Source organism: Paraburkholderia hiiakae, assembly GCF_904848665.1.
GTDB lineage: Bacteria > Pseudomonadota > Gammaproteobacteria > Burkholderiales > Burkholderiaceae > Paraburkholderia > Paraburkholderia hiiakae.
Genome location: NZ_CAJHCQ010000002.1, coordinates 401183 through 413242 on the forward strand (window position 1 = coordinate 401183; position 12060 = coordinate 413242).

Below are 12060 nucleotides of genomic sequence, written 5' to 3' on the forward strand. Positions count from 1 at the left end.
GTGTCTTCAGCGGGGCGGCGCAGCCTCAGGGCGCGCGTCCCGAATATTGAGCGATGCCGGGCTCGCGAGCGTCGAGCTGATGTCGTTCGGACGTGAACTGAACGAATTCGGCATGGAACCGTGAAGGGTCATCTAGCGTTCCCGCGTAGATCGTCACGATATCCGGCGCATGCTGCGGTGTGCCAAAGAGCAGGCTGCCGCAATGCGCACACGAATTTCGCGTGGTCGGCATGCCGCTGCCGCCGGTTATCGTATAAGCGCGGATTTCGCCTTCGAACGAAAATTCGGCGGCACTCACGACAACGACAGGCAAACCGCCCGATCCTGACGCGCGCTGGCAATCTCGGCAGTGACAAATGAGCTGCGTCAGCGCGGCGCCGCGAGCGTGGTAGTGCACCGCGCCACACAGGCAGCGGCCTTTCCAGGCATTCGACATTGGCCTTCTTCCTTTTTCGGGGTTGCGCGGAATATCGCATGGTACGCGCGCATGGTACGCGTATAGTCGCTCACGTCTGTCGAGAACGAGAAGAGGAAAGCATGGCGCAAAACATATACGACGATCCGGAATTCCTCGCCGGCTACAGCCGGATTCCGCGCCAGGTGCTGGGGCTCGAAGGCGCGCCTGAATGGCCAGCCATTCGCGCGCTGCTGCCAGACCTGCGCGGCAAACGCGTGGTCGACCTGGGATGTGGCTTTGGCTGGGCTTCGCGCTGGATGCGCGAGCAGGGCGCGGCGTCAGTGCTTGGTATCGACATTTCGCAGAGCATGATCGCGCGCGCGAGGGCGGATACAGCGGACCCAGCCATCGAATACCGTATCGACGATCTCGACACCCTGAGCCTGCCGGATCAGCGCTTCGACCTCGTGTACAGCGCGCTGGCCTTTCATTATGTGGCCGATTTCGGCCGCCTCGTGCGCACACTTCGCGGCGCGCTCGCGAGCGCTGGCCAACTGGTCTTCACGATCGAGCATCCGATATACATGGCGGCGGCCAACCCGCACTGGATCAGCGGCGAGGCGGCCGACCAGCGCGGCCGCAAGACCTGGCCTGTGAACGGCTACGCAATGGAGGGCGAACGCCGCACCGACTGGTTCGTCAAGGGCGTGCTGAAATACCATCGAACGCTGGCCACCACGCTGAACACGCTGATCGATGCGGGGTTTCGTATCCAGCGCGTGAGTGAATTCGCGCCGACGCCCGGGCAGGTGCAGCAAACGCCGTCATTGGCGGAAGAACTCGAACGCCCGATGCTGCTGCTGGTCTCGGCAAATACATAGCGCTTGCGATCGCCGCCGCCCCAGAATCCGCAGCGGCGGCGCAAGCCGATCATCCTTGCTTGCCCTGAATGCCCAACAGATCGCGAATCTTTTGTTCGGTCTGCGCGTAGTCCCCTTCGCCGAAGTGCGTATAAACGAGCTTGCCGTTCTGGTCGATGAGATATTCCGCCGGCCAGTACTGGTTGCCGTAGGCATTCCACGTCGCGTAACCGTTGTCCTGTGCGACTGGGTACGTAATGCCGTATTGCCTGATCGCCTTCTTCAGGTTGCCGGTGTCGTGCTCGAACGAATACTCGGGCGTGTGCACGCCGACCACCACCAGACCCTTGTCGCGATAGCGCGCGTCCAGCTCCTTGACGTGCGGGATGGTGTGCGCGCAGTTGATGCAGTCGAAGGTCCAGAAGTCGACGAGCACGACCTTGCCGTGCAACTGCTTGAGGTCGAGCGGCGGGCTGTTGAGCCAGTTGTTGATGCCGGTGAAGTTGGGCGCCTGCGCGCCGGTTTGCAGCGCGGCCGAGCCGCCCGAAGGTTCCTCGCTGGAGGCGTAGGCGGCGAGCCCGGCGGTGGCGGCGAGGCCGATGGCAACAGCGGCAATCCTGAGACGAGAGATCATGAGGGTTCTCCTTGTGTGGACGACGAGCGTATTGGAACGCTCCTACGTATCTGGCTCGTGTCCCCGCCGCGGCACTGTTGAAACGTAGTGTGTCGCCGCCGGGGCGCGATACGTAGAGATACAAATCGTTCACCGCTAGTCCACAGCCTCGGGTACGCCGCTGCACGTTTGTATCGTCATGTATCAAACCGCTTTCGCGATACATGACGATGCACGACGCACGCGTTCCAGACATTCCCCGGATACATGCTCGCGCTCAAATACGGCACATGGCAAGTCCGCCGACATTAGTCTGGAGACCGAACTCATGTTACTCATCGTCATCGCATTCGTGGGCGGTGTGTTCACCGTCCTGAGCCCCTGCATCCTGCCGGTTGTGCCGTTCGTGTTCGCGCGTTCCGAAGAGCCTTTCCTGACCGGCCGCCTGCCCATGCTGCTCGGTCTCGCGCTCACGTTCGCGCTGCTCACGGGTCTGGGCGCCGCGGGCCTGAACGGCGCGGAGCAGTTGAGCGAGTACGGCCGCTGGATCGCGCTCGGGCTCTTCGCGCTGTTCGGCGCGGCGCTGCTCTTTCCCGCGCTCTCCACGCGTCTTTCCGGGCCGCTCACGGCGCTTGCCGACCGCTTCATGGCGCGCTCTCAGGACGATGGCGCGTCGCGCCGCATCGGCTCCGCCGCGCTGCTCGGCGCCGCGACGGGGCTGCTCTGGGCGCCGTGCGCCGGGCCGATCCTCGGTCTCATCATCACCGGCGCGGCCCGTCACGGCGTGACCTGGCAGACGTGGGCCGCGCTCGCGGCCTATGCCGTGGGCGCCGCCAGTTCGCTCGCGGTGGTGGCGGGTCTCGGTCATCGCGCGATGGCCGCGCTCAAGCGCTCGCTCGGCGTGGGCGAGCATGTGCGGCGCGCAATGGGCGCGCTCGTGCTCCTCACGGTCGGCGCGATCGCGCTGGGCGTGGATACGCGCTTGCTCGCCCTCGTGCCAGGCGCGCCGACCAACGGCGTGGAAGCGCGCCTCGTCGATTTGCTGGCGGCGCCCGCCGCGAATCAAACGAAAGTGGCGAATCACGCCAAGCGCGCAGAGCCGGCGCCTCGTGTGGAACGAGCGGCGCAGTCGAGTCCGGCCCCGCAGTTGTCCACGCAGTTGGCACAGCAGTCGGCCGATCTGTCTGCCCACATCGTGCGCGTGTCCTTGCCGGCCCGCGCGGCCGCCGCCGATCTGCCGGTGGAAGGCCGCCTGCCGCCGCTCGATGGCGCGACCGCGTGGCTCAATTCCGCGCCGCTCACGCCCGAAGCGCTGCGCGGCAAGGTCGTGCTGGTCAACTTCTGGACCTATTCGTGCATCAACTGCTTGCGAACGTTGCCGTATCTGAAGACGTGGGCCGAGCGCTACCGCAATGACGGCCTCGTCGTGATCGGCGTGCATACGCCCGAATTCGGTTTCGAGCATGACACGGGCAACGTCAAGCGGGCATTGGCCAACCTGAACATCCGCTATCCCGTTGCCGTGGACAGCGATTACCGCATCTGGAACGCCTTCGGCAACCAATACTGGCCGGCGTTCTATCTCGTCGATGCGCAGGGTCGGGTTCGCTATCACCACTTCGGCGAAGGGGACTACGCACAGGCCGAGCAGACGATCCAGCAACTGCTGGCCGACACCGGCCGCGCCACGCCCACGGCCACGCCGCAGGCACCGCAGGCGAGCGGCGCGCTGGCTCCGGCGGACCCGCGCGACATCGGCTCGGGCGAAACCTATGTGGGGTATCGCGAGGCGCAGGGCAATGCGAACGCGGAGCGCGTGCAGGGCGATACGGCCGCGGCCTACACAGTGCCTCGGCGACTCGACGTGAACCAGTGGGCGTTTGGCGGGCAGTGGAACGTGGGCGCCGAGTCCGCCGTGGCGGGGGCGCCGCAGGCGAACATCGCCTATCGCTTCCATGCGCGCGACCTGCATCTGGTGCTCGCACCGGACGCCGACGGCAAGCCCGTGCGCTTTCGCATCAGCATCGACGGCGCGCCGCCGGGCGCCGCGCATGGCGCCGATGTCGCAGCGGACGGCACCGGCGTTGCCACCAGCGCGCGGCTGTATCAGCTCGTGCGCCAGCCCGGCCGCATCGAGGATCACACCTTCGAGATCCGCTTTCTCGACCCGGGCGCGCACGTCTACAGCTTCACCTTCGGCTGATACGCGCAACCTCATGCCACGCCGCCGTGCCCTCGCGGGCCCGGCGGCGTTCGCGTTGTGGCCCGCTCCGCGCTTCATGGGTTTTTTTGTAGTGCAATGTATCTGCGCGCAATCCGGACACGTTGATACGCAAACCGCGCCCCAAATGGAAACACGGCAGATACATCCGGGCGTTCAAATACACCTACGCCAGCTCGATACACCACTCGCGCTGAACGGCAACCCGATTTGAACCCGACTGCTGTCTACCTCATCTTTGGAGAACGTCATGAAAGCCCTCAAGCTCCTCGCCCTTGCTGCTCTCGCCGCCGCACCGGTTCTTTCGTTCGCGCAGTCGAACGAGCCCGTCACCCGCGCACAGGTGCGCGCCGAACTCGTGCAGTTGCAGAAGGCCGGCTACAACCCCGCCGCCGACGAAACCCAATACCCGCGCAACATCCAGGCGGCGCTGGCGCGCGTGGAGGCCTCGCAGGTCGCGCAGCAAGCCACTTCGTCGTCGTATGGCGGTGTGGCGGGCGCGTCGTCCGCTTCGGGCGCGCCCCATCGCGACGCGAACGCCGCGCGCGCCCCGCAGGACGATATCCCGGGCCTCGGCCCGATCTACGCGCATTCGTAATACGCCCTCGCCGACCAACCGAACGACCCGATAAAAGAAGAGAGAAAGACCATGGCTTCGATCAAGCAGATTTTCACTTCCGTGGCGCTCGTCGGCGGCCTCTTCGCGCTGCAAGCCGCGCACGCCGCGCCGCCGCAGGATCTGAAAGGCACCAACGTCGTGCTGGTGCACGGCGCGTTCGCCGACGGCTCCAGCTGGAGCCGCGTGATTCCGCTGCTCGAAGCGCGCGGCCTGCACGTGGTCGCCGTGCAGAATCCGCTCAGCTCGCTGGCCGACGACACGGCCGCGACGCGGCGCGTGATCGAGCAGCAGAAGGGCCCGGTGGTGCTGGTCGGCCATTCGTGGGCGGGCGTTGTGATCAGCGAGGCGGGCAACGACGAGAAGGTGAAGTCGCTCGTGTACGTGGCGGCTTTCGCGCCCGACAACGGCCAGTCGATCGCCGATATCACGCAGGGCCAGCCGGACGCGCCGTGGGCGAGCGAGTTGCAGAAGGACTCGGCGGGCTACCTGACGCTCTCCGACAAGGCGATTCGCCAGGACTTCGCGCCCGACCTGCCGCTCGCGCAGCAGCGTATCGTGGCGGCCACCCAGGGACCGTGGTTCAGCGGCGCGCTCTCGCAGAAGGTCACGCAGGCCGCGTGGCATGACAAGCCGTCGTATTTCGTCGTGACGGCGCGCGATCGCATGATCGACCCCGCACTGCAGGAATCGATGGCGAAGCATATCGGCGCGAAGGTGACGCACGTGAACGGTAGCCACGTCTCGATGCTGAGCCAACCGAAGGCGGTGGCCGACGCGATCATCGACGCAGCGGAGCGTACACAGCAGGGCGCCAGGTAACTCGTCCGCACCGGCCCGGGTTGTGGAAGCGCTTCCACTGCGCGGCTCCCCGCATGCCACCGTCATCGCACCGGAGGAGCACCTGAATGCAGCGCTGGGTACAGGGACTGATAATCTGGACACTTCCGTCATCGTCCGGAAGTGCAGCGGTGCGTCCATTCAGTGCCCTCATCATGCTCGTCGGCGTCCTGCTCGCATCGGCAGGCTATGGCGCGACGTTCCTGTTCTCCATGCGCGTGCACGCTATCGGCGGGAACGACATCAACACCGGCGTGGCGCTCGCGGGCGCCGCCCTCGGCACCTTCGTGGGCGTCTCGCTTACAGGCTGGGTTGCCCAGCATGTGGGCGCGGCGCGCATGGCGGCGTTGGCGGCGCTTTGCGTGGGCGCGGGCGTCGTGAGCTTCGCGCTCGTGGAGCACGTGAGCAGCTTCGATGTCGTGCCGGGCTTCCTCGTGGGCTTCGGCTGGGGCGCGTTTTGCCTCGCCGCGCCCATGGCGCTCGCCGAGCGCACGAACGACGCCGAACGCGGACTCTGGTTCCTGCGCTTCGCCACCATGCAGATGACGGGCATCGGCGCCAGCCCGGCGATTGCGGGGTTTGCGATCCGCTTCTGGCGTATGCCGCTTGGCGGCGTGCTCTACGCGATCGGCGGGATGTGCGTGCTGGCGGCCGTGCTGCTCGAACTATTCGGCCGGCTTGCGCCGCATGTGCGCGCCACTTCCGCGACGCAAGAGCCGGCGTCGCCAGACCCGTGGCTCCTGAAGGTGGGCGTGATCGCCCGCACGCGCGCGGTGTATCCCATTGTCATCATCGCGCTCGGCGGCTGCGTGTTCTCGGGCCTCATGACATTCCAGATGTCGCTCGTGCAAGGCACCGAGGCGAAAGCGACCACCTTCTTCAGCGTGTACACGGTGACGGTCATCGCCACGCGCTGGCTGCTCTCGCGCGTGGTCATCAAGCTGCGCTCCGAAACGGCGACGAAAGTGCTGCTCACGATGATGGTGCTGGGCAGCGCGGCGATGTTCGTCGTGCCGTTTCACGTGCTGTTTCAATCGGCGGCCGCAGTGCTGCTGGGCACCGGGTACGGGCTCGCATACCCGATCGTCCAGCTCCAGGCTGTCAACGACTCCGTAGCCGCGCACCGCCGCGCCGCGCTCACGTGGTTCGTCGCGGCGTACTTCGTCGGCGCCTTCGGGTTTCCGGCCGTCGGCGGCTGGGTGCTGGTGCATGGCGGCCGGGTGGCGCTGCTCGCGCTCATCGCGGCGTGCGGACTCGCGGCGCTCACGCTGGCCGTCCTGCGCGACAGGCAGCGTGCCGAGACGTTATCGGCAAACGCCTGACCGACTCATTCTCAATGTGCTAACGAACCGGAGGGATCGTGACTGAACTATGGCGTTTAACCGCAACTGAACTCGCCAAGCGGGTTCGCGCGCGCGAGGTGTCCGCACGCGAGGCCGCGAAGGCCGCGCTCGAGCGCCTCGAAGCCGTCAATCCGCTCATCAACGCGGTGATCGACTATCGGCCCGAATGGGTCTTCCAACAGGCCGACAGGATCGACGCGGCGATCGCGCGCGGCGAAGATCCGGGGCCGCTGGCGGGCGTGCCCGTCACCACGAAGATCAACATCGACCAGGCGGGCTTCGCCACGACCAACGGCACGCGTCTGCAAAAGGATCTGATCGCGCAGGTGAACAGCCCTGCCGTCGAGAACCTCGTGCGCGCTGGCGCGGTGCTGCTCGGCCGCACCAATTCGCCGACCTTCGCGCTGCGCTGGTTCACGAGCAACCAGGTCCACGGGCATACGAAGAACCCGCGCAATGCGTCGCTCACGCCAGGCGGCTCGAGCGGCGGCGCGGCGGCGGCGGTGACGGCCGGCATCGGGCATATCGCGCTCGGCACCGACATTGGCGGCTCGGTGCGCTACCCCGCGTATGCGTGCGGCGTGCATGGCTTGCGGCCCAGCATCGGGCGTGTGCCGGCGTTCAACGCGTCGTCGCCCGAGCGGCCGATCGGCGCGCAGATGATGTCGGGCGCGGGCCCGATGGCGCGCACGGTCGAGGACCTGCGCCTCGCGCTCGCGGCGCTTGCGGCGCCCGACCTGCGCGACCCCTGGTGGGCACCGGCCCCGCTCATCGGACCCGACGTGCCGCGGCGCGCGGCGCTCTGCCTGCGTCCGGGCGGCATGAGCATCACGAAGGAAGTGGAGGACGCCTTGCTCGACGCCGGCCGCCGGCTCGCCGACGCAGGCTGGACGGTCGAGCAGATCGACGACGTGCCGCTCTTGCGTGACGCCGGCGAAGTGCAGGAGCGCCTGTGGCTCGGCGACGGTTTCCCGGCGCTCGCCGACGCCGTGGCGCGTGACGGCGACCCGGGTGCGCAGGCGGTAGTGGATGGCGTGCGTGCCAAGGTCGCGGCGATGCCCGAGAACGTGGTGGTGCCGTCGCTGGTACGCCGCACGACGCTCACGCGCGCATGGCGCTTGTTCCTTTCGGACTATCCCGTGCTGCTGCTTCCGGTTTCGGGCGAACTGCCGTTCCCCGATAACCTCGACATGCAGGGCGCGGCGGGATTCCAGCGCGTGTGGGAAGCCCAGCTGACCATGCGCGCCTTGCCCGCGATGGGCTTGCCGGGGCTCGTCGTCTCGACGGGCATGGTCAAGGACGTGCCGGTGGGCGTGCAGATCGTCGCCGGGCACTTCCGCGAGGACCTGTGTCTCCTGGCCGGCAACGCGATCGAAGCGCGCGGCGCGCCGCCTTCGCCCATCGACCCGGCCATGTGAGCCGGGCAGGCGCGGCACCTGACCATCCCGTCCGCTTCGACAAATCAGGCGAAGCCCCTCAAGTGGGCTTCTTGACCACGGTGTCGTGAGGTGTGAGCGCGTGCCCCTCGCGGGTCTGCGGAAACATGGAAAGCAACGGCTTGCCCGTTGCTTTGTCGATCAACCACGAATGCCGCTCGCCGCGGTCGAACAAATGGCGCTCGCCCCACTGCTGAAGGGCGACGATAACGGGGAAGAGGCTTTCCCCTTTCTTTGTTAGTACGTACTCCTGATAGGTCGTGCCATCGGAGGCCGGCCGTGTTTCGAGAATGCCAGCCTCGACGAGATGGCTCAAGCGGCCGGACAGAATATTGCGCGCCACGCCCAGATTGCGCTGAATGTCACCGAAGCGGTAAATGCCGTCGAAGACATCGCGCAGGATCATCAGCGACCACCGATCGCCGATCACGTCCACCGAGCGCGCGACCGGGCAGGTCTCCTTCTTCATGGATTTGCGGCTTGCCATGGGGATTTCCTCTCTTTGCCAGTGCGCATCGACGAAACGCGTACGCCTCACGTGGTTGCATTTTAAAACCAGTCGACATACTATTCAATCGGTTTTGTTTTGAAACTGGATTGAAGCTCATGAACGCGGACCCCATTGCGCTTGCACCGCCGGCCAGCGGCGCTTCCGTCTGGCCGCACGCACCGATGCCGAGCGGCCTCGTACTATTGTTCGCGGTGGCTAGCGGCGTGAGTGTCGCCAATGTCTACTATGCGCAGCCTTTGCTGGACGCATTGGCGCGCGACTTCGGGATTACCCGCGCCGCCGTTGGCGGCGTGGTGACGGCGACGCAGGCCGGTTGCGCGCTGGCGTTGCTGCTGCTCGTGCCGCTGGGCGACAGGGTGGAGCGCCGCCGCCTGATGATCGCTCAGGTGCTCGCGCTGGTGGGCGCGTTGGGCGTGGTCAGTCTCGCGCGATCCGTAGCGGTGCTGCTGGTTGGCATGCTCGGTGTGGGCATGCTCGGCACGGCCATGACGCAGGGTTTGATCGCCTATGCGGCCGCCGCCGCCGCGCCCAACGAGCGCGGGCGTGTGGTGGGCGCAGCGGGCAGTGGCGTGTTCATTGGCTTGCTGCTGGCTCGCGTGTTCGCCGGTGGCGTGAGCGATCTTGCTGGTTGGCGTGGCGTATATGGCTGTTCCGCCGCCGTCATGCTCGCGCTTGCCGTGCTGCTGTGGCGTCGGCTTCCCAGACTCGCGCACGGTGCGTCGAGTGCGATGAGTTATGGACAACTGATCGTTTCGATGTTCGCATTGTTGCGCTCGGATCGCGTGCTGCAGACGCGCGGCGTGCTCGCGCTGCTGATGTTCGCGACGCTCAATATCTTCTGGAGCGCGTTGGTGCTGCCATTGAGCGCGCCGCCCTACCATTTTTCTCACACGGCGATCGGGGCCTTCGGCCTGGCCGGGGCGACGGGTGCGCTTGCCGCCGCGCGCGCCGGTCAATGGGCCGACCGGGGTTGGGGCCAGCGCACCAGTGCTGCCGCGCTGGCGCTCTTGTTGCTGGCGTGGTGGCCGCTCTCAATGCTGGGATACTCTCTATGGATGCTGCTGATTGGCATCGTGCTGCTCGATCTTGGCGGCCAGGCGCTGCACGTGACCAATCAAAGCCTGATTTTTCGCAGCAACGCGCAACTGCATAGCCGGCTCGTGAGCCTTTACATGCTGTTCTATGCGGTTGGGAGCGGGGTTGGCGCGATTGGCACGACGGCAACGTATGCCGTGGCGGGCTGGCATGGCGTGTGCAAGCTGGGTGCGGCCGTGAGTATGCTGGCGCTGGTGTTCTGGGTCGTCACTGTGCGAAGTATGCCGCGCGCGCTCGAACATTGAACTGACATATGAATGGAAACCGAACCAGGAGGTCTGGATGGACGAACTGAAACTGCTGGCGGATGCCGACGCACGCGGCCTGCGCTACGTCGAAGGCAACGCCACGCGGCGTGTTTTCCCTTCGAACGAGGCCATCGCGGCGCTCGACGCATTCGACGAGTCGCTGCCCGTAAGCGGATTGCCCGCTGAGGACACGCTGTCATTGCTCGACCGTATCGGCTCGCCGGCGACTACGGCCTCGAACGGCCCGCGCTATTTCGGCTTCGTGATCGGCGCGGCGCTGCCGGCGGCAGCCGCGGTAGAACGGCTCATGCTGGCGTGGGATCAGTGCGCCTCGACGTTCGACAACTCGCCGGTCGCGGCCACGGTGGAACGCGTCGCGAGCCGCTGGGTGCTGGAAGCGCTCGACCTGCCGCGCGAAAGCGCGGTGGGTTTCGGCACCAGCGCCACGGCCTGCACGCTCGGCGCGCTTGCTACCGCCCGGCGCACGCTGCTTGCGCGGCAAGGCTGGGATTTCGACCGCCAGGGGCTGATGGGCGCGCCCGAGATCAAGGTCGTGATCTCGGAACTCGCCCACATCACGGTGAAGAAGGCGCTGCGCATACTCGGCTTCGGGCTGGATCGCATCGTCTATGCGAGCGTCGACAACGATGGGCGTGTGGATGCCGCGCGACTCCCGCCGCTCGACGACCGCACGATCCTCTGCCTGCAGGCTGGCGAGGTAAATACCGGCGAATTCGACCCTTTCGCGCCGATCATTGCGCGTGCGAAGGAGGCCGGCGCGTGGGTGCATGTCGATGGCGCGTTTGGCCTGTGGGCGCGGACCGCATCGGCGGCTGCGTTGAGCGCGTTGTGCGAGGGCATCGAAGGGGCGGATAGCTGGACGACCGATGCGCACAAGTGGCTGAATACGCCGTATGACTGCGCGATGGTCATTTGCCGCGACGCAAAAGCTTTGGCCGTGGCGATGAACAGCGACGCGGCGTATCTGTCCGCGAGTGCGGACGCACAGAAGAACCTCACGCTGGAGTTCTCGCGCCGCGCGCGCGGCATTCCCGTGTGGGCGGCGCTACGCACGCTGGGCAGGGTCGGTGTCGCGGCCATGATCGAGCGTCATCACGCGCAGGCGCGGCGCATCGGCGCGGAACTCGCGCGCCTGGGCTACGAGGTGCTCAACCGGGTCGTGCTGAATCAGGTGCTGTTCCGCTGCGAAACAGACGCGCAAACGCAGGCGCTGCGCAGCGCTGTGCAGGCCTCTGGCGAAACGTGGTTCGGCGGTACGACGTGGCAGGGGCGGCCCGCGTTGCGAATCAGCGTGTCGTCGTGGCGCACGCGGGACGAGGACGTCGAAGCGCTCGTACAACTGCTGGCATCGCTGCGCGGTGACTCGTGTGCGCCGTAGTGGACACCGACGATAGCGTTGCGCGCACAACGAAGGAGGCAGCATTGCCGAGGACGGTTCACCACCCTCGACTCAACGCAGCAACGCAAAACTCAACGCGATGCCGGCAGCATAAGTGCCGAGTGCGCCGAGAAATCGAGCGGGATTGGGCTTCGCCATCGAGGGAAACGCGATCAGCCCGACGACGAGGAGGCACCGGCAGAGGGTCGCCGCCACGATCAGCGCGAGCGTTGCAGGCGAGGGCGAGCGTGCGCCCAGATAGAGAAAGAGCACGGCCAGGAAGGGCACATATTCGGCAGTGTTCGCGTGCGCGCGAACAAACTTGTGCAGCAGGCTAGCCGGGTCTGGCGCGCAACCCGAGAGCGTGCCTTCGCGAAAGCGCAGCAGGGAAATGGTCACGCCGAGGCCAAACAGCAAAAGACCCAGCACGGCCACGCAGGCCAGCGCGATTCTGTCCATTAGAGGCTCCTTGGCGAGAGGG

The 12060-nt window shown here is 66.4% G+C and carries 12 protein-coding genes; 8 read left to right on the forward strand and 4 right to left on the reverse strand.

The window, feature by feature from the left end:
- Positions 1-25: 25 nt before the first annotated feature.
- The gene (locus tag JMY28_RS05745) at positions 26-436 is read right to left on the reverse strand and encodes a GFA family protein (RefSeq protein ID WP_201694919.1); all 411 of its coding nucleotides are present in this window, start codon (positions 434-436) and stop codon (positions 26-28) included.
- Positions 437-537: 101 nt separating this feature from the next.
- On the opposite strand from JMY28_RS05745, the gene JMY28_RS05750 reads away from it, so the two are divergent.
- Positions 538-1278 carry a class I SAM-dependent methyltransferase gene (locus tag JMY28_RS05750; RefSeq protein WP_201694920.1) on the forward strand — a complete coding sequence of 247 codons (741 nt, stop codon included), beginning with the start codon at positions 538-540 and terminating at the stop codon, positions 1276-1278.
- Between the two features lie 49 nt (positions 1279-1327).
- Here the strand turns inward: JMY28_RS05750 and JMY28_RS05755 are convergent, their stop codons facing one another.
- The gene (locus tag JMY28_RS05755; RefSeq protein WP_201694921.1) at positions 1328-1891 is read right to left on the reverse strand and encodes a thioredoxin family protein; all 564 of its coding nucleotides are present in this window, start codon (positions 1889-1891) and stop codon (positions 1328-1330) included.
- 307 nt (positions 1892-2198) lie between these two features.
- Here JMY28_RS05755 and JMY28_RS05760 point away from each other — a divergent pair, with 307 nt between their 5' ends.
- From JMY28_RS05760 to JMY28_RS05780, 5 genes are all read left to right on the forward strand, one after another.
- Positions 2199-4073, forward strand: coding sequence for a cytochrome c biogenesis protein DipZ (locus JMY28_RS05760; RefSeq protein ID WP_201694922.1), 1875 nt, complete (start codon positions 2199-2201; stop codon positions 4071-4073).
- A gap of 268 nt (positions 4074-4341) precedes the next feature.
- Entirely contained in the window at positions 4342-4689 is a 348-nt protein-coding gene (locus tag JMY28_RS05765; protein WP_201694923.1) for a DUF4148 domain-containing protein, read from the forward strand.
- Between the two features lie 51 nt (positions 4690-4740).
- Positions 4741-5529 carry an alpha/beta fold hydrolase gene (locus tag JMY28_RS05770; protein WP_201694924.1) on the forward strand — a complete coding sequence of 263 codons (789 nt, stop codon included), beginning with the start codon at positions 4741-4743 and terminating at the stop codon, positions 5527-5529.
- Positions 5530-5678: 149 nt separating this feature from the next.
- Positions 5679-6869 (forward strand): MFS transporter, encoded by a 1191-nt coding sequence (locus JMY28_RS05775; protein WP_201694925.1) that lies wholly within the window; start codon positions 5679-5681, stop codon positions 6867-6869.
- A gap of 38 nt (positions 6870-6907) precedes the next feature.
- The gene (locus JMY28_RS05780; protein ID WP_201694926.1) at positions 6908-8308 is read left to right on the forward strand and encodes an amidase family protein; all 1401 of its coding nucleotides are present in this window, start codon (positions 6908-6910) and stop codon (positions 8306-8308) included.
- 58 nt (positions 8309-8366) lie between these two features.
- Here the strand turns inward: JMY28_RS05780 and JMY28_RS05785 are convergent, their stop codons facing one another.
- Positions 8367-8813: a winged helix-turn-helix transcriptional regulator gene (locus JMY28_RS05785; protein ID WP_201694927.1), complete on the reverse strand. Its 447-nt coding sequence runs from the start codon at positions 8811-8813 to the stop codon at positions 8367-8369.
- Between the two features lie 119 nt (positions 8814-8932).
- On the opposite strand from JMY28_RS05785, the gene JMY28_RS05790 reads away from it, so the two are divergent.
- Both JMY28_RS05790 and JMY28_RS05795 read left to right on the forward strand, forming a co-directional pair.
- Entirely contained in the window at positions 8933-10177 is a 1245-nt protein-coding gene (locus JMY28_RS05790) for an MFS transporter (protein WP_407945469.1), read from the forward strand.
- A gap of 37 nt (positions 10178-10214) precedes the next feature.
- Entirely contained in the window at positions 10215-11579 is a 1365-nt protein-coding gene (locus JMY28_RS05795; protein ID WP_201694928.1) for a pyridoxal phosphate-dependent decarboxylase family protein, read from the forward strand.
- A 72-nt stretch (positions 11580-11651) separates the two neighbouring features.
- On the opposite strand, the gene JMY28_RS05800 is transcribed toward JMY28_RS05795, so the two are convergent.
- A complete protein-coding gene (locus JMY28_RS05800; RefSeq protein WP_201694929.1) occupies positions 11652-12038 on the reverse strand; it encodes an MAPEG family protein in 387 nt (128 codons plus the stop codon).
- Between the last annotated feature and the right edge of the window lie 22 nt (positions 12039-12060).